Source organism: Pseudomonas sp. KU26590 (assembly GCF_026153515.1).
Classification (GTDB): Bacteria; Pseudomonadota; Gammaproteobacteria; order Pseudomonadales; family Pseudomonadaceae; genus Aquipseudomonas.
Window position 1 is genome coordinate 5,826,360 of the sequence record NZ_CP110644.1, and the last position, 21,018, is coordinate 5,847,377.

22 protein-coding genes are annotated in these 21,018 nt (G+C 58.9%); 7 read left to right on the forward strand and 15 right to left on the reverse strand.

Going from position 1 to position 21,018, the window contains the following annotated elements; translation table 11 throughout:
- Positions 1 to 51: 51 nt before the first annotated feature.
- From OKW98_RS25860 to OKW98_RS25885, 6 genes are all read left to right on the forward strand, one after another.
- Positions 52 to 291: a PP0621 family protein gene (locus tag OKW98_RS25860; RefSeq protein WP_133774309.1), complete on the forward strand. Its 240-nt coding sequence runs from the start codon at positions 52 to 54 to the stop codon at positions 289 to 291.
- On the forward strand, positions 281 to 1,873 hold the full coding sequence (locus OKW98_RS25865; RefSeq protein WP_265387236.1) for a sensor histidine kinase: 1,593 nt from the start codon (positions 281 to 283) through the stop codon (positions 1,871 to 1,873). Before OKW98_RS25860 ends, OKW98_RS25865 begins: the two co-directional genes overlap by 11 nt.
- A gap of 2 nt (positions 1,874 to 1,875) precedes the next feature.
- On the forward strand, positions 1,876 to 3,216 hold the full coding sequence (locus tag OKW98_RS25870; RefSeq protein WP_265387237.1) for a sigma-54-dependent transcriptional regulator: 1,341 nt from the start codon (positions 1,876 to 1,878) through the stop codon (positions 3,214 to 3,216).
- 290 nt (positions 3,217 to 3,506) lie between these two features.
- Entirely contained in the window at positions 3,507 to 4,211 is a 705-nt protein-coding gene (locus OKW98_RS25875) for a transporter substrate-binding domain-containing protein (protein ID WP_416148547.1), read from the forward strand.
- Positions 4,208 to 5,053, forward strand: a complete 846-nt coding sequence (locus tag OKW98_RS25880) for an amino acid ABC transporter permease (protein ID WP_265387239.1) — start codon at positions 4,208 to 4,210, stop codon at positions 5,051 to 5,053. Before OKW98_RS25875 ends, OKW98_RS25880 begins: the two co-directional genes overlap by 4 nt.
- Before the next feature lie 34 nt (positions 5,054 to 5,087).
- Positions 5,088 to 6,464 (forward strand): LLM class flavin-dependent oxidoreductase, encoded by a 1,377-nt coding sequence (locus OKW98_RS25885; RefSeq protein WP_265387240.1) that lies wholly within the window; start codon positions 5,088 to 5,090, stop codon positions 6,462 to 6,464.
- Positions 6,465 to 6,548: 84 nt separating this feature from the next.
- On the opposite strand, the gene thiO is transcribed toward OKW98_RS25885, so the two are convergent.
- From thiO to pilV (OKW98_RS25940), 11 genes are all read right to left on the reverse strand, one after another.
- Positions 6,549 to 7,652, reverse strand: coding sequence for a glycine oxidase ThiO (gene thiO, locus OKW98_RS25890; protein ID WP_265389840.1), 1,104 nt, complete (start codon positions 7,650 to 7,652; stop codon positions 6,549 to 6,551).
- Between the two features lie 30 nt (positions 7,653 to 7,682).
- A complete protein-coding gene (locus OKW98_RS25895; protein WP_265387241.1) occupies positions 7,683 to 8,078 on the reverse strand; it encodes a type IV pilin protein in 396 nt (131 codons plus the stop codon).
- 14 nt (positions 8,079 to 8,092) lie between these two features.
- Positions 8,093 to 11,173: a pilus assembly protein gene (locus OKW98_RS25900; protein WP_265387242.1), complete on the reverse strand. Its 3,081-nt coding sequence runs from the start codon at positions 11,171 to 11,173 to the stop codon at positions 8,093 to 8,095.
- Complete coding sequence (locus tag OKW98_RS25905) at positions 11,160 to 11,606, reverse strand: pilus assembly PilX family protein (protein ID WP_265387243.1); 447 nt, start codon at positions 11,604 to 11,606, stop codon at positions 11,160 to 11,162. Before OKW98_RS25905 ends, OKW98_RS25900 begins: the two co-directional genes overlap by 14 nt.
- Positions 11,607 to 11,671: 65 nt before the next feature.
- Positions 11,672 to 12,364 (reverse strand): PilW family protein, encoded by a 693-nt coding sequence (locus OKW98_RS25910; protein WP_265387244.1) that lies wholly within the window; start codon positions 12,362 to 12,364, stop codon positions 11,672 to 11,674.
- On the reverse strand, positions 12,361 to 12,822 hold the full coding sequence (gene pilV / locus OKW98_RS25915; RefSeq protein WP_265387245.1) for a type IV pilus modification protein PilV: 462 nt from the start codon (positions 12,820 to 12,822) through the stop codon (positions 12,361 to 12,363). The genes OKW98_RS25910 and pilV (OKW98_RS25915) overlap by 4 nt, the downstream gene beginning before the upstream one ends.
- Entirely contained in the window at positions 12,822 to 13,304 is a 483-nt protein-coding gene (locus OKW98_RS25920; protein ID WP_265387246.1) for a GspH/FimT family pseudopilin, read from the reverse strand. The genes pilV (OKW98_RS25915) and OKW98_RS25920 overlap by 1 nt, the downstream gene beginning before the upstream one ends.
- 125 nt (positions 13,305 to 13,429) lie before the next feature.
- Positions 13,430 to 13,852: a type IV pilin protein gene (locus OKW98_RS25925; RefSeq protein ID WP_265387247.1), complete on the reverse strand. Its 423-nt coding sequence runs from the start codon at positions 13,850 to 13,852 to the stop codon at positions 13,430 to 13,432.
- Positions 13,849 to 14,334, reverse strand: a complete 486-nt coding sequence (locus OKW98_RS25930; protein WP_265387248.1) for a pilus assembly PilX family protein — start codon at positions 14,332 to 14,334, stop codon at positions 13,849 to 13,851. Before OKW98_RS25930 ends, OKW98_RS25925 begins: the two co-directional genes overlap by 4 nt.
- 10 nt (positions 14,335 to 14,344) lie before the next feature.
- Positions 14,345 to 15,046 carry a pilus assembly protein PilW gene (locus OKW98_RS25935; RefSeq protein WP_265387249.1) on the reverse strand — a complete coding sequence of 234 codons (702 nt, stop codon included), beginning with the start codon at positions 15,044 to 15,046 and terminating at the stop codon, positions 14,345 to 14,347.
- Positions 15,043 to 15,471, reverse strand: a complete 429-nt coding sequence (gene pilV / locus OKW98_RS25940) for a type IV pilus modification protein PilV (RefSeq protein WP_265387251.1) — start codon at positions 15,469 to 15,471, stop codon at positions 15,043 to 15,045. The genes OKW98_RS25935 and pilV (OKW98_RS25940) overlap by 4 nt, the downstream gene beginning before the upstream one ends.
- Before the next feature lie 194 nt (positions 15,472 to 15,665).
- Here pilV (OKW98_RS25940) and OKW98_RS25945 point away from each other — a divergent pair, with 194 nt between their 5' ends.
- The gene (locus OKW98_RS25945; RefSeq protein WP_265387252.1) at positions 15,666 to 16,169 is read left to right on the forward strand and encodes a GspH/FimT family pseudopilin; all 504 of its coding nucleotides are present in this window, start codon (positions 15,666 to 15,668) and stop codon (positions 16,167 to 16,169) included.
- A 21-nt stretch (positions 16,170 to 16,190) separates the two neighbouring features.
- Here OKW98_RS25945 and ispH read toward each other — a convergent pair whose 3' ends face one another.
- The 4 genes from ispH to ileS all read right to left on the reverse strand — a co-directional run bounded on the left by ispH (position 16,191) and on the right by ileS (position 21,017).
- The gene (gene ispH / locus OKW98_RS25950; protein ID WP_265387253.1) at positions 16,191 to 17,138 is read right to left on the reverse strand and encodes a 4-hydroxy-3-methylbut-2-enyl diphosphate reductase; all 948 of its coding nucleotides are present in this window, start codon (positions 17,136 to 17,138) and stop codon (positions 16,191 to 16,193) included.
- A gap of 82 nt (positions 17,139 to 17,220) precedes the next feature.
- A complete protein-coding gene (fkpB, locus tag OKW98_RS25955) occupies positions 17,221 to 17,673 on the reverse strand; it encodes an FKBP-type peptidyl-prolyl cis-trans isomerase (protein ID WP_416148549.1) in 453 nt (150 codons plus the stop codon).
- 7 nt (positions 17,674 to 17,680) lie between these two features.
- On the reverse strand, positions 17,681 to 18,193 hold the full coding sequence (lspA, locus tag OKW98_RS25960) for a signal peptidase II (RefSeq protein WP_265387255.1): 513 nt from the start codon (positions 18,191 to 18,193) through the stop codon (positions 17,681 to 17,683).
- The gene (gene ileS / locus OKW98_RS25965; protein ID WP_265387256.1) at positions 18,186 to 21,017 is read right to left on the reverse strand and encodes an isoleucine--tRNA ligase; all 2,832 of its coding nucleotides are present in this window, start codon (positions 21,015 to 21,017) and stop codon (positions 18,186 to 18,188) included. Before ileS ends, lspA begins: the two co-directional genes overlap by 8 nt.
- Position 21,018: the final 1 nt, after the last annotated feature.

Genomic DNA, 21,018 nt, shown 5'->3' on the forward strand with positions numbered 1-21,018 from the left:
CGACAGCCGCTTGGCTACACTGCGCGCTCTTCACTTCATAAGCTGACAGACATGATTCGCTTGATTATGTGGATCGCCCTGATCGTGGCGGCCATCTGGTTTTTCAAACGCCTGGTGAAAGGCCCCGCCCCACGCCCGAAACCCGCAACGCCGGAACTCCACGCCGCGCCCATGGTGCGCTGCGCGCAATGTGGCGTGCATGTCCCTCGCGATCGCGCGCTGAGCCAAGACCAGCAATGGTATTGCACCGAAGCGCACCGTTTGCAGGGCCCCGCTGCACGTGACCGCTGACAGCCTTTCGCTGACGACGCCCCAGGCCCAACGCATCCTGCGGCTGTATCACCTGTATCGTCTGAGCATCGGCGTGCTGTTGGTGCTGCTGATCTCCAGCAGCCTGGATGCAGAATTGCTGGAGCTGGCTGATATCGAGCTGTTCCGCATCGGCTGCTGGCTGTATCTGGTGTTCAACATCCTGGTCGTGGTGCTGCTTGAGCGCCCGAGCCGCCAGGGGCAACTGTTCTCCCTGGCCATGGCTGACACGCTGATGCTAGCGGCCCTGTTCTACGCCGGGGGCGGTGCACCGAGCGGCATTGGTAACCTGATCATTGCCTCGGTGGCGATCAGCAATGTGCTACTGCGCAAGCGGACCGGACTGCTGATTGCCGCGCTATCGGCCATCGGCATCATCTACCTGACGTTCTACATCAGCTATCACAAGCCCTCTGCGGCCAATCATTTCGTGCAGGCCGGCTCGCTCGGCGCCCTGTGCTTCGCGGCAGCGCTGCTGGTTCAGGCCCTCGCACGGCGGCTTCAGCTCAGCGAAGACATCGCCGAACGTCGCGCCGCCGATGTCGACAACCTTGAAGAGCTCAACGCTCTGATCCTGCAGCGCATGCGCACGGGGATTCTGGTGATCGACGAGGATCACAAAGTGTTGCTCGCCAACCAGAGCGCGCTGAATCTGCTGGGCCACGAGCGCCTGCTCGGCGAAATCGTCGACGCCTACTCGCCGCAACTGGTCGAGCGCCTGGGTCAGTGGATGACCAACCCGTCGATGGCGCCGCGCAGCATCACGACCTCGGCCATTGGTCCGGTGCTGCGCCCGGGTTTCATCGCACTGGCGCGCGGCAGCCATCGCCACACCCTGGTGTTTCTCGATGACCTTTCACAGATTTCGCAACAGGCCCAACAGCTTAAACTCGCCGCGCTGGGCAGACTGACCGCCGGTATCGCCCACGAGATCCGCAACCCGCTGGGCGCCATCAGTCATGCCGCACAACTGCTGCTGGAATCCGAGGAACTGACCGCGCCGGACCGGCGTCTCAATCAGATCATTCACGATCAATCGCGGCGGATGAATCTGGTGATCGAGAACGTTCTGCAGTTGTCTCGTCGACGTCAGACCGAACCCCAGCTGCTCGATCTCAAGCAGTGGCTCGAGGCGTTCGTCCGTAACCTTGGCGATGAGCTGCAGGCCGGTCAACGCGTGCATCTGGACATCCTTCCGGGCGTGCTCTCCACGCAGATGGACGCCGAACAACTGCAGCAGGTGATGAGCAATCTGGTGCAAAACGGTTTGCGCTACAGCGGCCAACTGCACGAACAGGCGCAAGTCTGGCTAAGGTTGTTTCAAGCCCCGTTCAGCGAACTGCCTACACTGGAGGTTCTCGACGACGGCCCGGGGGTTGCCGATGAGCACCTCGCCAAGATCTTCGAACCTTTTTTCACCACCGAAAGCAAAGGAACCGGCTTGGGCCTGTACCTGTCGCGCGAACTGTGCGAAAGCAATCAGGCGAGCCTCAATTACACACCACGGGAAGGTGGCGGTAGCTGCATGCGAATAACCTTCGCCCATCCGTTCAAGCTGAGCTGAACATGAGCCAACGGCAAAAGATCCTGATCGTCGACGATGAGCCGGACATTCGTGAGTTGCTGGAAATCACGCTCGGACGGATGAAACTGGACACCCGCAGCGCGCGCAATGTGAAGGAAGCGCAGGAGTGGCTGGCGCGCGAGGCGTTTGACCTGTGCCTGACCGACATGCGCCTGCCCGATGGCAATGGCCTGGAGCTGGTGCAACACATACAGAAGCGCCACAACCAGGTGCCGGTGGCGATGATCACCGCCCACGGCAGCCTCGATACGGCAATCCATGCACTGAAAGCCGGCGCGTTTGACTTCCTCACCAAGCCGGTCGACTTGACGCGCTTGCGTGAGTTGGTCTCCAGCGCCTTGCGCCTGCGCCTCACGCCTGCCGAGCAAAACCGCATCGACCACCGCCTGCTTGGCAGCTCTCCACCGATGCAATCGCTGCGCAAGCAGATCGCCAAACTGGCGCGCAGCCAGGCACCGATTTACATCAGCGGCGAGTCGGGCAGTGGCAAGGAGCTGGTGGCCCGATTGATTCATGAGCAAGGCCCGCGCGCCGATCAACCGTTCGTGCCAGTCAACTGTGGCGCGATCCCGTCAGAGCTCATGGAGAGCGAATTCTTCGGCCATCGCAAAGGCAGTTTCACCGGCGCCCACGAAGACAAGCCCGGGCTGTTTCAGGTCGCCAATGGCGGGACGCTGTTTCTCGATGAAGTGGCTGACCTGCCGCTGGCGATGCAGGTGAAATTGCTCCGCGCGATCCAGGAAAAATCCGTCCGCGCCATCGGCGGCCAGCAGGAGCAAATCGTGGACGTTCGCGTGCTGTGCGCGACCCACAAGGACCTCAATCAAGAAGTGGACGCCGGGCGCTTTCGGCAAGACTTGTATTACCGGCTGAACGTCATCGAACTGCGCGTTCCGCCCCTGCGCGAGCGCCGCGAGGATATCGAAGAGATCGCCAACAGCGTGCTGCGCCGCCTGACCGAGGCCGCCGGCGAACCTGCAACCCTCCTCCCGCCGCTCGCGCTGGCCGCGCTCAAGGGATATCGCTTCCCCGGCAACGTGCGCGAGCTGGAAAACATGCTCGAACGGGCGTACACGTTGTGCGAAGACGATCAGATCAACACCGCAGACCTGCGATTGGCCGAGCCGTCACGGTCTACCGAGCAGGACGGTCCAAGCCTGGCCGACATCGATAATCTGGAAGACTACCTGGAAAGCATCGAGCGCAAACTGATTCTGCAAGCGCTGGAGGAAACCCGCTGGAATCGAACGGCAGCGGCGCAACGCCTGAATTTGACGTTCAGGTCGATGCGTTATCGGTTGAAGAAATTGGGGTTGGAGTGATGGGGTTGAGACCCCTCCATGCGTGAAGATCTGCGACCGCGCTTATCTGCTAAAGGCTATTAAACCGCGACCTGATATGCCAAAAAGTTAGCTTTCTAGTCGAAAAACCTCGTACCCACACCCCTCCCCAGTGCGGTTAAATTCGGCCCAAATTGCCGCGTTGGAGCGTGTCCTTGAAACAGAAATCTCACTTTGTTATTGGCGCTGCTTTGCTTGTCGCCTGCTCGACGGCATTTGCCGGTTCAACCTTGGATCGCGTGACGAAAACAGGCGAATTGACCGAAGTCCTGATGGAAAGTTATCCGCCCTTTTCGTTTCTGAATGATCAGAACCAGCTGGATGGATTCGATGTGGATGTCGCCAAGGCTGTGGCCGAGCGTCTTGGCGTCAAACTCAAGCTTGAGACGCCCTCATGGGACGTGATCGCCGCCGGTCATTGGAGCGGTCGCTTTGACATCTGCATCTGCTCGATGACGCCCAGCAAGGCACGTGCTGAAGTCTTTGACTTCCCGGCGACCTACTACCAGTCGCCCGCGGTGGTCGTTGTCAACGCCAAGGACCAGAGCATCAGCACTGGTAAAGACTTGTCTGGCAAGAAAGTCGGCGTTATCAGCGCCTCGACCTATGAGGCCTACCTGAACAAAGACCTTGTGATCGAAGGGGCTGAAGACAAGCCCATCACGTACCCTTTCAGCAACGTTCAAGTTGCCCCCTACGACAATGAGCAGGTGGCTTTCCAAGACTTGGCGCTGGGCACTGGCGTACGTCTGGACGCCATGGTCACCAATTTGATTACGGCGAACCAACGCATCGCCCAAGACCCGCGCTTCAAGGTCGTCGGTGAGCCGCTGTATGCCGAGCCCAACGTCGTCGCGATCGAAAAAGGCGACCCCGAGTGGCGAACCAAAGTGACCGAGGTCATCGCCCAGCTCAAGGCTGACGGCACGTTGAGCAAGATTTCGCAAAAGTGGATCGGCTCAGACATTACCCAATGAGTGCCTTTGAACCACGACCGGCGCCAACTGCAGGCGCACCTGAAACGCTGCTCGGCAGGGTACGCACGCGCCTGGGCTTTCGCACACGCGTTTATCTGACCTGGCTGGTGCTGCTGGGGGCGTGCGTGCAGTTTTTCCTGAGCTTCGACCTGAAGTTCTCGATCATTCTGGACAAGCTTCCCAACTTGGTCGGCGTGCACCTGGGCCCGAACGGCTTTCTGCAGGGGGCGGCGTTGACGCTGTTCCTGTGCTTCTGTTCGATCTGGTTATCGTTGATCCTGGGTTTCGTCACGGCGTTGGCGCGGCTGTCGCGCAGCGCCGTGGCGTTTGGTATCGCCAGCTTCTACGCGTCGTTCTTTCGGGGCACGCCTCTGCTGATCCAGATACTGCTGATCTATCTGGGGCTGCCACAACTGGGCGTGGTGCCTGGCGCTATCAGCGCCGGGATCATCGCCTTGTCACTCAACTACGGCGCCTACCTGAGCGAAATCTTTCGCGCCGGGATTCTCTCCGTGGCGCCGGGCCAACGTGAAGCTGCCGCCGTACTGGGCCTCAAACCCATGACAACGTTCATTCAGATTGTGTTGCCCCAAGCCATGCGCACCATCATCCCACCCGCCACCAGCCAGTTCATTTCCATGCTCAAGGACTCATCGCTGGTGTCGGTCATGGGGGTTTGGGAGGTGATGTTTCTCGCGCAGTCCTATGGCCGCTCTTCGTATCGCTACATTGAGATGTTGACCACCGCAGCGGTGCTCTACTGGCTGATGTCCATCGGGCTTGAGCTGATCCAACTCCGATTGGAGCGCCACTACGGCAAAGGCTTCACGAATCAGCGCTGATAGCCAGCGCTTCACCCTTTTGGCAGGAAATCCCATGTCCGATCCAAAACCTCTGTTGTTCGCCCTGTATGAGCAAGCCAGCGTGGGCTGCGGTGGCGCCCCCAGCCTCTGGACTCACCCGGCAGACGAGCGTCTGACCATGAACTCGTTACGCTTCTGGTCAAACCAGGCTCGAATTGCCGATCAGGCGCATCTGGACATGATGTTCTTTGGTGATGTGCTGGGTTTTTACGACGTGTACGGCGGCAACGCTGATGCCGCCATGAAGTGGGCAGTTGAAGCGCCCGCCAATGACCCGTTGATGATTATTCCGGCGCTGGCGGCGGTGACTGAGAACCTCGCGTTCGGCGTGACGGTAAGCACCAGCTACGAACATCCGTTCAGCCATGCCCGGCGCTTCAGCACGCTTGACCACCTCACTGACGGCCGTATCGGCTGGAATATCGTCACCTCCTACCTGAACAGCGCCGCGCGTAACTTCGGGCTTGAGGAGATGATCAAGCACGATGACCGCTATGAGCGGGCCGAGGAATTTCTCGATGTGGTCTACAAACTTTGGGAGGGCAGCTGGGCTGATGACGCGGTAGTGGCCGACAAATCTGTCGCGCTCTATGCCCGTGGCGAGCGCATCCGTCCGATCAATCATTCAGGCGATCACTACCGGGTTGCGGGTCCGCACCTCACGGCGCCGTCACCACAGCGCACACCCCTGCTGATCCAGGCCGGCTGGTCAGGCCGAGGCCGCCAGTTTGCCGCCAAGCATGCCGAGATGATTTTCACCGCCAAGTCGAACCCTCACGAGATTCGCCAGGGGCTGGAAGATATCTGGGCTCAAGCCCGGGCTCGTGGCCGCGCAGCGGATGATGTCAAAGCCCTGACAGTGCTGCGCATCGTCACCGCTAAAACAGAGATAGAGGCCCAGCAAAAATACGAGAAATTGCAAAGTAACTACAACGCCCAGGCTCAGTTGGTCAGCTATGCGGGCGACACCGGTATCGACCTCAGCCGTTATAGCGATAACGAGCCGCTGTCTACCCACACCGAAGGCATGACCTCTTATGTGATGCGCCCGGACGGCAGCGGCAAGCCGCTCACCGCTGGCGACGTCAGACAGCGCTTTGCCAACGTCACCCGAGGCACTGACCTGATTCTGGTGGGCACGCCGGAACAAGTGGCGCAGCGCATTGAGGAGCACGCCCGGATCAGCGGCACCAGTGGCTACATGATCAATCCGCTGATCAGTCCCGGCAGTTTGGAAGATTTCGTCGAGTGGGTGGTGCCCGCCTTGCAGAAACGTGGGCTGTATCGCACACAACCGCAGCGCGGAACCTTGCGTTCAAGGCTACAGGGGGATGGCGGCAGCCGTTTGCCGGACTCGGCATATGGCGCGTCTTTTCGTTTTGATAAATAACCGTGACGCTGATGACGCGGTACTCGCAGGTTTACTTGCGAGTACCGAAACACTTCGAGGCTTACTGGCGAAAGAGATGAAGGCTCAGGGCTTCAGTCTTCCTTCCGGCGCATAAGGCGTCTCATCAATGATCGGCGTTTCTCCTACCAGCAAATCCGTCAACAACTGACACGAAGCTGGCGCCAGCACCAGGCCGTTGCGGTAGTGCCCGCAGTTCAGCCACAAGCCTGGTTGATTCGGTACCGGCCCGATGAAAGGAATGCCGTCAGGCGAGCCCGGCCGCAACCCTGCCCAGTGCCCGACCACCTGTGCATCCGCCAATGCGGGGATCAGTTCGATCGCCGAGGCTTTCAGGCTTTCCAGGGCATTTTCGGTGGGTGTCTTATCAAACCCTTCGTGTTCGAGCGTACTGCCAATGAGGATATGCCCGTCACGACGGGGAATCGCGTAACGGCCCTTGGCGAGGATCATGCTCGGCAGAAAGTCGGCGGCACATTTGTAGAGAATCATCTGACCTTTGACCGGCTCAACGGGCAACGCCAGCCCCAGCTTGCCGAGCAAGTCGCCGCTCCATGCACCTGCCGCCAGCACCACGCTGTCGCCGAGCACATCGCCCTCTTCCGTCGTGACACCCACTATGCGATCACCTTCACGCACGAAGTCGATGACCTGGGAGTGCTCACGAATCACCACGTTCGGCAGCGCCAGCAGTGCCGCCTTGAGCGACTTGACCAGACGCGGGTTGCGCACGTTGGCGACGTCGGCCATGTGCACTGCACGTGAGTAGCCACCGCCCATGACGGGGACGGCGTCGTACACCGCAGAAATATCCACCGATGTCAGCGGACGATTCATACGCGCTGCCCATTCGAGCGCCTCTGCTTCGTCGTCGAGGTCCAGCCAGTAAAGGCCGGTCTTGTGCACCTGCGGATCGATGCTGGTCAATGCCAGCAAGCGTTCGGCGAGCTGTGGATAAAAATCCTGCGACCAGTGTGAGAGTGCAGTGACGGCAGGACTGTAGCGCCACGGGTAGAGCGGCGACACGATGCCGCCGCCGGCCCACGAGGATTCCTGGCCGACTTCCGAGCGGTCGAGCAGCGTCACGCTTCGGACTTTGGGGGCGAGGTTGAAGGCGGTCAGGAGACCGATGACGCCGCCGCCGATAATGACTATGTCTTGATTTAGCACAACGGCCACGACTTTTTCATCTGCATGGATTCAACGGCCCCAACAGTCTTTGTTCGACAGCCCGGTGGAGTTAGTCCGCAAGCCAGTATTGGTGATCTGGAAATTGCCGCACTTGTCGCCATTCATCATGGAGCCGGGAGCGGGTGTTGCGGTCAGCGTGAAATCCATACCAGCAGGCGTCGAAGATACATAGGCAACGTTGTACCAAGCATTGCCAAGGACTGGCACGTTCAGATAACTGCCGGTTTTGGTAAAAGCGCGTTCCAGAATCTGGCTCTGCTCCATGAGCAACCCGGCAATCTCGGTACGGTGAGTGCGCCTCACATATTCGGTGTAACTGGGGTACGCGATCGCAGCGAGAATACCCACAATCGCCACGACGATCATCAGTTCTATAAGGGTGAATCCCTTCGCTTTACTGCCCATTATTTTTTCTTTCCTCATCTGATCTGTCGCCACATGATACGTCGGTTTGACGGGCCGCCCGCCTCGTTGAACGTATTAGAGTTACTAACAAACTCTTGATTACCGTTATCTTTATCCAGCACAACACCCGGATTTAGAACGCCGCCGCTCACCAGGAAGCCGCTTGAATTGGAGTCAGAACTGTTTATCTGTCCGTCCCCGTTCGTATCCAGCACGGGATAGCTGAGCATCCTCCCATTCAAAGCATCTAGATCCACGAACCTACTGGACCCCGAACTGGAGCAAGGATCCGTAGTGTCGACAATTGCAGTGGCGAATCGAACCCTACCGAAGCCGAGGTTGGCGGCGTAGATAACCCGCTCACCCGTCGCGATGTTGTTGTAGATCAGCGGGAGGTAGAAACCTTTCTTGGCGGCGTAATTTACGTCGTTCTGGGTGGTTGTAAAAAACTGTACTGAGGATGCGTTGTACGTGCCATTAATGGCTTGCGCCACTAGGTCGCTCTCGTGGTAGTTGGCACTCGTCCCATCGTTGTCCCAGACCGCATAGAACGCCTGAGTCGCTGTCATGGTTTTGTCCGACGCTTCCATTAATTTACCGGTACCAAAGTAAACCATCTTGCCGCCGTTCGGGTTGTTACCCACGACTGGCTGAGCGGTAATCGGCTGATTCGCTCCCCCGGAAGCCGTAAATAAAGGACTGCCGCCCAGCCCAACTTTACCCGTGGGCGCGGCCTGTGATGTGAAGTCGAACTTCCACATTTGCCCCTTCAAATCACCGCCATACGCGTACTGAACAACACTTGCAGCGTTGACGCGTAATTTGACGGAGGACAACCCGTTGTTGCCTGACGTATCAACTGGTATTTCTTTGATGAGTGCCCCAGTGCTGACATCCACAACGAATAACGACGCCACGCCGTTGGTGCTGCCGTAGCCGTTCGAAATGAACGCTGCCCATCGGCCATCGGGCAATTGAGCCACTTCCGGCTTGGCGTAGGCGTAGCCCATATTGCCAAAGCCTGCGGTGACACTGCTTATGTCCCACAAGGCTTTCACGGTATTCGAGGCACCGGCATTGAACATTTGCAACGCGTAAAAACCCTTGCCCCCCGCCCCAGTACCACCAATGGCGAGCGTCTTCCACGACGATGCGTACTGGACATCTACAATCGAGATTTGCCCATCCACCAGGAATTTGTGTGAAACCCCATTGATGTAGCTTGGGTCGGCAACGTAATGCAGGTTCGCCAAAACGGTGGACGGCATATACGCATAAAGCCTCTTGCCCGTTGACGGATCAATCACGTTTACCAGTCCATCGTTGGCATTCACCACCAGGCGGGGGCTCATCGAGTTGGATTTAATGTCCACGTAGGTGGAGTAGCTATTGTCGGCAACAGGGTCTGACGCGGGGTTGTCTGTAGGTGACGCGTAGGCCAACGGTGAATTAATCACATCACCTAGCAGCACGGTCCTTGTTTTCAGACCTGTCTTGTTCGTCCCTTTAGTCCACTGCACCAAATCTGCGCCGGAAACCCCTACGGGCAGGCTGGCGTTAAGAGCGACCTGCTGCTGTGGTGAGAAGCTGGCATACGTTAAAGCGATAACGCTATTGGTCAGCGTGTTCCAGGACTCATAAGTAGGGGTTATGCCGGGAATGATCTGGTCGTCCGTAGACCAGATAGGCGATGAGGTGTTGACGCTTCCATCCGCCGCAATCGCCAAAGCCTTGATCGTACCGCGCCAGTCAGTTGGGTCGTACTGCGTCTGGAAAAACACAGAAGTGCTCGACAGTGACGACGAGTTGGACGCCGCCCCTCCCCCGGTCCCCGCGCGGGAGGTGATGTCGTTAAGAGCAGCAGATAACGCAGCGTTCAGGCCGGCGCTATCCGTCGCTTGATAGTAAGTGCCTTTGCCATAAGCGGCAGCGTCGGAGAGCATCGCATTAGCTGCTGTGAACCCCACGGTATAGGTGAACATGTTCTGCGTGGGGAAGTCGGTGGCGTCCCAGCTTTTCCCCGCAGCATCGGTGCCGCCCGTTCGCATGTCGATGTCGTAGGCAAATTTCGCCATATCGTCCAGATACAGCGTGTCACCCTCACCATCGCCATTGAGGTTGTCACCGTCGTTATTTTTGCCGTCCCAGTTAGGCAAGTTTGCACCGCCCAAAGGGTCGTTGGTTGGAAATGTCCGGTCGTAGGTCGGCAGACCATCGGTTATCACCACGCCATAGTTGCGCTGGCAACGGTACTGGATAGGGCTGGTGTAGGTCGTCGGCGTGGAGTTGTAGTAAGGCGCCATTCCGCGGAAATAGCGCGTCACTTCGTAATACGTTTTAGCCAATGGCGTGTTGGCGATTGCCGCGAGGCCATTGATGGACGAGATCAGCGAGTTGTAGTTTGTATTGGCTTGCGCAGTGGTTGTAGAAGTCGTCTGGGTTAGATCGCTGATCGCTCTTGCAATGTTACCGCCCGGCCCAGAGTCTCGGCTCGTTGGTGGGTTGAAGGTAGCCAGGCCTATTCGCAGATTTCGATTGCTGGCCACCAATGCCGCAGACGCTGTACGGGCGACGTTGATCCGGTAATCGTTAGGCACAGACCCGTCGGTGTAGTCTTTTTTGGTCAACGACGTACCGTAAAGCAAGTAGCTAATGTAAGCAGTGGTGTAACGAGTATTACCGTTACCGACAGGGTCGGGGAGCTTTAGACAGACGAGGGTACGTGTGGTGAACTTGTAGAAGCCGTCATACCCATTATCGCAGCCGCCGGCACGCAGGTTTCCCACAAAAAAATTGGTGTCTGTCATATCCAGGGAAGTGACGTTATTGCAGTTGAAATCCGAATTGCAGCTGTACACTTGCACCGGGTTCGCATTGGGATCGAACCCTGAGGCCCAAATGATGCTGTTCATACTCCCGGAGTCATCGACCAACAGCATGACGTTGGGCGTCACCGACCCTACGGTTAACAAGGGGGAGTCAGACGGCACAAACGCCGCGAAGGCAGTGGCCGAGCCATAAAGGCCGAGCAATACACCCATCAAAAGCCTGCCCAGATAAAGCCTTGCTCTGCGATACCACTCAACGTTTGGCATAGATGCTTTCCACTACAGTGCGCGAGTTACCAGAGATGCCGACGCCTGTGATGCGATACAGCGTCCACGACTTACTTTCATCCCACCCGACCAGATTGAGGTTGACCGGGTCCTTCGTTGTCGCAATTTTCTGCACTGCCCAAAAACCGCCATCCACTGCCGTCCAACTGACTCCCGTGGACGTGTTGGCAGCCGCTGCCGAAACAGTGGCGGCATCAGAAGGTGGTGCACACTTAGTGCAGGTCGCCAGTTTGTAATTGTTACCCTGAACCACAGACTCCCCGATCCGCACAGCCGCCTCTGCGAGCTGGAAGGACTCGTTGCGAAACTTGACGCTGCCCGACATCTTTTCCTGAAGCGTCGCGTTCTGCATTGACGAAATCCCGATTAACGTCAGCAGCAGGAGAAACACCAGACTGACAATCAGCGCCATGCCACGCTCGCGGGGCCGGGTGTGTTGAACTGTTTTATATTTAGCTGCGTTCACGATCGCCATACCTAATAGAGACGGTTACGTAAAGCGGTGAGAACGCTGAACGTCTGGCTTTGCACTCGACCGGTTGGGTCTTTCATCTCCAGGGTCAGCCGCACGCTGCGTATCAGATTCGTGCTGGCGGGCGTCGCGGTGTACCCCGTAACGGTTGTGTCCGAGGCCGTATTGGCAGTGCCGAACATGACCGTAAATTTGTTCACGTTGCTGACAATTGCAGCGCCGCCTAGCAGTATTTGATTATTCGAAAACTGGTAAATGAGCTGACGTATCGGAAACGCTATCTGATTGATGGCGGGCGTAGCCGCTCCGGTTGTCGCAGTCGATCCGGATTTGCAGTCGGAGACAACGGTCCAGGTCGGAATACCGCCGTTGTTTCCCACATCGGCTGTCACCAGCGTCAATTTTGAAGCTGCGTTGTCCCACCGGACTGGCGTCATTTGCGCCGCGGCAAAATCACTGTTGGTGCTTGAGTCTTTGACCGTCGCCAGACAGCCGAACATCCCCACCATGCGTATCTCCTGAGCCATTTTAGTGAGAATGAAACGAGCATCTTCTTGCATGACCGCCGAGGCGTTCTGCGACAGATAGGTGTTCTTGGCTGAAATGAAAATCTGAATAACGCCCGCCACTATAAGCAGACCCAATAGCAGCGAGATCATGATCTCGATCAGGCCGAAGCCTCTGGCGCGGTGCTTCATTGCGTCACCTTCGCGTCTATCGCCACACGACTCTTCAAAGTGAAGGTTTGCAGGAAGTTTGCCGTATTGGCTGCGCGGGCATCGCTCCAGGTCACGGTAATGGTGACCGCACGCTTCTCGACAACAATGCTCCCATCGCCTGTGGCGAGGTCAAAGCTCTGGATGTTGGTCTTGAAATCATAAAGATCTTGCGTGCGTGGAACGTTCACATCGCCAGCAGGGGGGGCTGCCGCCAGGGAAGCCAGCCGATAGTCCGCGTCAGGATTGGCACGTATGCGGTCCATCATGTCATACGCCACAAAGCTGGCCTGACTGCTGAGCCTTGAACTGTCAGTGTATTTCAGCGCATTCAACTGGAGTGCCGCCGCGCCCAGAAGCCCAATCGCCAGCACAAGCAGGGAAACCAACACCTCAATGAGCGTTGTGCCTTGTTGCCTGGAATTCATCTTCGCGTTCATCAGCAACCGCCCAGAACAATACGGCCGCTGAGGCATATATTAATCACTCGGCTAATGGTACCGCGTGTGTAGGTAACGCTGACGGCAGCGGCCGCCGTCGGTACCGGGGCGGCCAAACCGCCCAGGTTGTTGAAGTCAATCGCAGTAGGATTTCCGCTCACTGTAAGCACTGATGCAGAGTCCATCGCTGGCAAAACTCGCAGAATGGGAATCGGCGCCGTTGCCGCAGGATCAATAGCACTCAGCTGAGTATTCCAGGCAGTGCCCGCCACCGATGGTGTGACACGGATGACAGTGCCACTGTTTATGGCCTGTTGGCGGGCGTAATTAAGGAAACGCTGAAAGTCGCTTACCTCGGTATCGGCCTTGGTGTTCTGGATGGCAGAGCTGAAACTTGGAATGGCGATCGCGGCAAGAATCCCGACCAGCGTGATGGTCACCAGTAACTCAATCAGCGTAAAACCCCGACACCGTTTGGGCATTTAATCTCTCCTTAATGGAGAAACTATATAGCAACCGGTTGTTTCAATATTTGTCGGGGAGATGTGTGGCTGTTTTCGACGGACGAACGCCCTGACATGCGTCGCCATAGGCCACATAACTCATTTCAGCGCCCCCAACACCCCGACACACTGGCAGCCCCCGACATCCCGAGATTGTCGCGTCTGCCAGTGTTTTCCAGCACAAAACTCCCACACGCATCGCCTCCCATCATCCCCTCGCCAATCGGTGACGCGGTCAACCTGAACGTCCGCTCCTTGCGCTCAGCCCCTATCCGATAAAACCCATTCCCGACCGACACCTCATGACTAAATGCCGGCGGCCCGCTGACGTCCGAGTATTGCCCTGCCCGCGAATGAAACCGCTCAAGCTTCTGCGCCTCTTCAACCAGCACACCAGCGATCTCGGAGCGGCGGGTTTTCCGGGTGTATTCGCTGTATTGCGGGTACGCGACGGCGGCGAGAATAGCGACGATGGCGATGGCAATCAGCAGCTCGATCAGTGTGAAGCCTGCGGTTGGTCTGTTCATTGCCGCTGCCGCCACATCAAGCGACGCTCCTGCGTATGAACGCTTTCGAGCACGGTGCGTGAGTTGCCCGCGATGCCAATGGCCGTCACGCGGTACAAGGTCCAGAGTTGACCGTCTGCGCCACTGGCGGGTTGATCGGTTTGGCCGACATGCTGAATGCCGTAATAACCGCCTCGCGTCGCGACCCAATCCACACCCGAGGCCCCGCCCGTTCCGCTGCTGGAAAGGGTCAGCGCTTCAGGCGGTGGCAAACATTTCGCTGGCGACAAACAAGCCGGCAACGAAAAACCCGGCGCCACGATTTTCGCTTCAGCAATGCGCAGCGCTGTCTCGGCGGACTGAAAAGATGCATCGCGCAGCTTGAGGGTGCCGGCCACTTTTTCCTGGAGCGTGGCGTTCTGCATCGACGATGTCGCCAATAGGGTCAGCAGCAACAGGAACACCAGGCTGACGATCAACACCGCACCACGTTGCGCATTCATGTTCCTGCCCTCATCCCAGCCGATTACGGAGGGCGGCGACAACATCAATGGTCTGTTCCTGCACGCGGTCTGCGGGGTCGAACAGGGTCAGGGTCAATCGCACGCTGCGGATCAACGAGGGATCGGCGGTCGCGGCGTACCGCGCGATGGAGCGCTCGCGGGTCGAGCTGGCGACGCCGAACAGCACGCTGAACGCGCGCACGTTGCTGACGAGGGGCTGGCCGTTCAGCGACAGTTCGTTGCGCGCCTTATTAAAGCGATAGACCTGTCGGTGCACTGGCATCGCAGTCTCATTGGGGGCAAGTCGGGGCGCCCGGCCGTTGGTGTACGCGGTGGCGGAGGACACGCAGTCAGTGTGAATGACCCAGGTCGACCAGCCTCCGCCCTCCCCGGTTCCGGCCGTCGCAAGGATCAGTGTCTCGGAACGGGCGTCCCAAGCGATTGGCTCTTCAAACGCCTTGGAGAAGCCATTGCCGGCAGTGGCGTCCTCGACCTTCCCCAAGCAGCCGAACATACCTACCAGCCGCACTTCCTGGACCATTTTGCTGAGGACGAATCGCGCGTCTTCCTGCAGGCTGGCGGACGATGTCTGACTGGCATAGCTGCTCTTTGAGCTGATGAATATCTGCGCCAAGGCCAGCGACATCACCAATCCCAGCACCAGCGCCAACAAAACCTCGACGAGGCCAAAGCCTTTCACCGATGCGTTCATGGCCGTGCGCCCCGCTCGGCAGAGACATCGGCGGTCAGCGTGAGCGTTTGCTTCTGCGCGGCCTCCTGGCTGGCACGGGAATCGTCCCACGTCAATGTGAGGGTCACGCTCGATCCCGCTACCGCAATCGATGCCTCGGCGTCCTCACCGGCTGCGCGTTTCAACTGCGTGGCGAAGTCGTACAGGTCTTGCTGGCGAGGGACGGCGAGACTGCCGGATGTCGGCGCCTGACTCAGCGAAGCCAGCACGTAACTGCTGCCCGGATTGGCGCGGATGCGCTCGAAAAGATCGTGGGCGATGAAGCTGACGTGCATGCTGCGCATCGAGCTGTCGGTGTATTTCAGGGCGTTGAGCTGCAGCATCGCCACGCTCAATATGCCGACGCTGAAGATCAGCAACGCGACCAGCACTTCGATCAATGTCATCCCTGATTGCATCGCCTTCCCTCCCATCACCCACCTCGGTCATTCCCATGCAGACGCCATTGAAGACGATGCGCGGCGGTTTGCCCGGAGGATGTGTAACGGCGGCTTGCGGACATACCGGCTGACAATCGACCCGGTTGTCAGCATGGCTGAGCGGGTGTTTGCTTGAGCGCCGCACTCAACGGAAGACACTCGTGAAACAGCACGGATTGACGCTGATAGAACTACTGGCAGGGTTGGTGATTGTCGGCATCGTCGCCACGCTGGCGATCCCTGCCTTCGGGCAACTGATCGATTCTCAACGCCGTCAGGACACGGCTCAGCAACTCGCCAGCGGGCTGCGAATGGCCCGGACCGAGGCGATTTTGCGCAGTCAGCCGGTGGTGATGCAGGCGCTGGAAAATAACTGGAGCCGAGGCTGGAACGTGTTCGTGGACAGCAACCGCAACCAGTTCAGGGACGAGGGCGAGCTATCACTGGCCGAGTTCGCCAGCCACCGAAATGTCAGGGTCGTCGGCAACAGCAAGGTAGCTGCGCGCATAGGTTTCGATAACACGGGGCGGCTGCTGAACAACGCCAACGGGACACTGGCGGTCTGCCTCAAAGACTCACCCGCCAGCCACTACCAGTTGGCGATTGCGGTGACCGGCAGGGTCACGCTGCGATCCGAAGGATTCAGCGGCGAGCCCTGCGCATGAAGCGGTTAAGGTATGAGCGGATTACAGCAGCGACTTGACGCGCAATTCCTTTGGCATCGAGAAGGTGATGTTTTCTTCGCGCCCGGCCAGCTCGTCTTCGCCGGTAGCACCCCAGGCGTGCAGCTGCTGAATCACGCCACGTACCAGGACCTCAGGCGCCGAGGCGCCGGCGGTGATGCCGATGCGTCCAACGCCGTTGAACCAGCTGCGCTGCATGTCTTCGGCGCCGTCGATCAGATAGGCCGGGGTCGACATGCGTTCAGCCAGTTCACGCAGGCGATTGGAGTTGGAGCTGTTTGGGCTGCCGACCACCAGCACCACGTCACACTCGTCAGCCAAGACCTTGACCGCATCCTGCCGGTTTTGCGTGGCGTAACAGATGTCGTCCTTGCGCGGGCCACCAATGGCCGGGAATCGTGTGCGCAGGGCGTCGATCACACGGCTGGTGTCGTCCATCGACAGCGTCGTCTGGGTCACGAAAGCCAGGTTCTCGGGATTGCTTACCTGGAGATTGGCGACGTCTGTTTCGTCTTCGACCAGATAGATCGCGCCACCGTTGCTGGCGTCGTACTGACCCATGGTGCCCTCGACTTCAGGGTGACCGGCGTGACCGATCAGGATGCACTCGCGACCGTCACGGCTGTAGCGCGCCACTTCGATATGCACTTTGGTCACCAGCGGACACGTGGCGTCGAACACCTTCAAACCGCGACCTGCCGCCTCGGTGCGCACCGCCTGCGATACGCCGTGGGCACTGAAGATCACGATGACGTCGTCCGGCACCTGCTCCAGCTCTTCGACGAAGATCGCGCCACGGCTGCGCAGGTCTTCGACGACGAATTTGTTGTGAACCACTTCATGGCGCACGTAGATCGGCGGGCCAAACACTTCCAGCGCGCGATTGACGATTTCGATCGCACGGTCCACCCCGGCGCAGAAGCCACGTGGGTTGGCGAGTTTGATTTGCATGATGTGCCTCGTGTCTACGCGCAATGAAACATATAAACGAAAAGGCCCCGAACAGTGCCGGGGCCAAGCGCTCTGGCGATGCTCAGAGTGCCTTCACCTCGAAAATTTCCACTTCGAAGGTCAACGTCTTGCCCGCCAGCGGATGGTTGAAATCGACGGTGACCTGATCATCGTCCATCGCTTTCACCACGCCAGGCAGCTCGGTATTCGCCGCATCGTTGAAGATCACCAGCAGCCCTTCGGACAGCTCCATGTTCTGGAACTGCGAGCGCGGCATGATCTGCAGGTTTTGCGGGTTCGGCTGACCGAAAGCGTTTTCCGGCGGCACCTGAAGCGTGCGCTTGTCCCCGGCCTTGAAGCCGAAGATCAGTGCTTCAAAGCCCGGCAGCAGACTGCCATCGCCGACCTTGAAGGTCGCCGGGGCCTTGTCGAACGTACTGTCGACGGTGTCGCCATTTTCCAGGTGCAGGGCGAAATGCAGGGTGACTTCCGTGTTCTGACCGATGCGTGTTTCCTGAGTAGCCTGTTCGGCCATCGACTTATCAGTCATTGACGGGTTCTCCGGTTTTCTTGCTCTTGAACATGTCCAGAGCCAGCATGATCGCGCCGACGGTAATGGCGCTGTCCGCAACATTGAAGGCCGGGAAGCCGTGTTCTTTCCAATGCACGAAGATGAAGTCTATGACATGGCCGATGAAGATTCGGTCGTACAGATTACCCAGCGCCCCGCCCAGGATGAGGGCAAGCGCAACCGCCAACCAGGTTTCGTCGCGCCCGAGACGCTTGAGCCAGACCACCAGAACCGCACTCACCACTACCGCAATCAGCGCAAACAACCAGCGCTGCCAGCCGGAGCTGTCGGCCAGGAAGCTGAACGCAGCCCCGGTGTTGTAGGCCAGCATCCAGCTGAAGTAGTCAGGAAGGATGACGATCTGCTCGTACAACTCCAGGCGGTTTTCGAAGTAGAACTTGCTGGCCTGATCAATGACCACCACCAGCACGCTCAGCCACAACCAACCCAGTCGGCCCATACGGCCAGCCGATGCATTAAGCATAGTGACGAACCTCGCCTGCGCCGCTGATGTTGTCGACGCAACGACCGCAGATTTCCGGATGCTCGGGATTGACCCCGACGTCCTCGCGGTGATGCCAGCAGCGCGCGCACTTGGCGTGGTCGGATTTGACGACCTTGAGTTTCAGGCCGGCAACTTCGGTGACCACAGCATCGGCAGGCGCGCTGACGAAAGGCGCGACGCTAGCCGTTGAGGTGATCAGCACAAAACGCAGCTCATTGCTCAGCTTGGACAGATCCGCCACCAACGCGTCTTCGGCGTACAGCGTGACTTCAGCCTGCAAGTTGCCGCCGATGGCCTTGGCCGCGCGCAGGTTCTCCATTTCCTTGTTGACCGCCACCTTCACCGCCATGATCCGCTCCCAGTAGGCGCGGTCCAGCTCGAAGCCTTCCGGCAGTTCGCTCAGCTCGGTATACCAGGTGTTGAGCATGACCGACTCGTTACGGTCGCCCGGCAGGTACTGCCACAGCTCGTCGGCGGTAAACGCCAGGATCGGTGCGATCCAGCGAACCAGCGCTTCGGAGATGTGGAACAGCGCGGTCTGGCAGGAACGACGCGCCTTGCTGTTGGCGCCAGTGGTGTACTGGCGATCCTTGATGATGTCGAGGTAGAAGCCGCCCAACTCCTGCACGCAGAAGTTGTGCACCTTCGAGTAGACGTTCCAGAAACGGTACTCGCCGTAGTGTTCTTCCAGCTCACGTTGCAGCAGCAACGCACGATCCACGGCCCAGCGATCCAGTGCCAGCATGTCTTCAGCAGGCAGCAAGTCAGTGGCCGGGTTGAAGCCGGTCAAGTTCGAGAGCAGGAAGCGCGCGGTGTTGCGGATGCGACGGTACGCATCGGCGCTGCGCTGCAGGATGGTGTCCGAGACGGCCATTTCACCGGAATAATCGGTCGCCGAAACCCACAGACGCATGATGTCGGCGCCCAGCGTGTCGTTGACTTTCTGCGGCGCGATGACGTTGCCCAGCGACTTGGACATCTTGCGGCCGTTCTCGTCCACGGTGAAACCATGGGTGAGCAACTCACGGTACGGCGCGTGATTGTCGATGGCGCAACCGGTCAGCAGCGAAGAATGGAACCAGCCGCGATGCTGGTCCGAGCCTTCCAGGTACAGGTCAGCGCGTGGACCGGTTTCGTGGCCCATCGGATGTGAGCCGCGCAGGACATGCCAGTGCGTGGTGCCGGAATCGAACCAGACGTCCAGGGTGTCGGAGATCTTGTCGTAGTGCGGCGCTTCGTCACCCAGAAGCTCGGCAGCGTCCATCTTGAACCAGGCTTCGATGCCTTCCTGCTCGACGCGCTGAGCGACTTCTTCCATCAGCTCGACGGTGCGCGGGTGCAGCTCGCCGCTTTCCTTGTTCAGGAAAAACGGGATCGGCACGCCCCAGTTGCGCTGACGGGAGATGCACCAGTCAGGGCGGTTGGCGATCATCGAGTGCAGGCGCGCCTGCCCCCATGCCGGGACGAATTTGGTTTCTTCGATGGCTTTCACGGCGCGGTTACGCAGGGTGTCACCCGACGTCGGCTGCTTGTCCATGCCGACGAACCACTGCGCGGTGGCGCGGTAGATCAGCGGCGTCTTGTGGCGCCAGCAGTGCATGTAGCTGTGGGTGATGGTTTCGGTGTGCAGCAGCGCGCCGACTTCGGTCAGCTTGTCGATGATGGGCTGGTTGGCCTTGAAGATGAACTGGCCGCCAAAGAACTCCAGCGACGGGCTGTACACGCCGTTGCTTTGCACCGGGCTGATGATGTCGTCGTTGGTCAGGCCGTAGGCCTTGCAGATCACGAAGTCGTCGACGCCATAGGCCGGCGAGCAGTGAACGACGCCGGTACCCGCGCCCAGCTCGACGTAGTCCGCCAGATAGATGGGCGAAAGACGATCGTAAAACGGATGACGGAAGTTGATCAGCTCAAGCGCTGAACCCTCGGCAGTCGCCAGCACCGAACCTTCGAGGTTCCAGCGCTTGAGGCAGGACTCAACCAGCTCTTCAGCCAGCACCAGCAGGCGCTCGCCGGTATCGACCAGCGCGTAGGTGAATTCCGGGTGAACGTTGAGCGCCTGGTTCGCCGGGATGGTCCACGGGGTGGTGGTCCAGATCACAATGGCAGCAGGTTTGCCCAGGCTTGGCAGACCGAAGGCGGCAGCCAGCTTGTCGGCATCGGCAACCGGGAAGGCCACGTCGATGGTGGACGATTTCTTGTCCTGGTACTCGACTTCCGCTTCAGCCAGCGCCGAGGCGCAATCGAAGCACCAGTTGACCGGTTTCAAGCCCTTGAAGACGAAGCCGTTCTTGACCATTTCAGCCAGCGCGCGGATTTCCCCGGCTTCGTTGGCGAAGTCCATGGTGCGGTAGGGGTTGGCCCAATCGCCGAGCACGCCCAGACGAATGAATTCGGCTTTCTGTCCTTCGATCTGCTCGGCCGCGTAGGCACGGCACAGCTCGCGGGTCTTGTCCGCAGGCAGGTTTTTACCGTGGGTGACTTCGACCTTGTGCTCGATCGGCAGACCGTGGCAATCCCAGCCGGGAACATAAGGCGCGTCAAAGCCCGAAAGGGTCTTCGAGCGAGTGATCATGTCCTTGAGAATCTTGTTGACCGCATGACCGATGTGGATATTGCCGTTGGCGTACGGAGGCCCGTCGTGCAGCACGAACTTGGGCCGATCCTTGCCAATTTCGCGCAGCTTCTGGTACAGGCCAATGCTGTCCCAGCGCTGCAGAGTTTGCGGCTCGCGCTGGGGCAGGCCGGCCTTCATAGGGAAGGCGGTGTCCGGAAGATTAAGCGTGGCTTTGTAGTCGGTCATT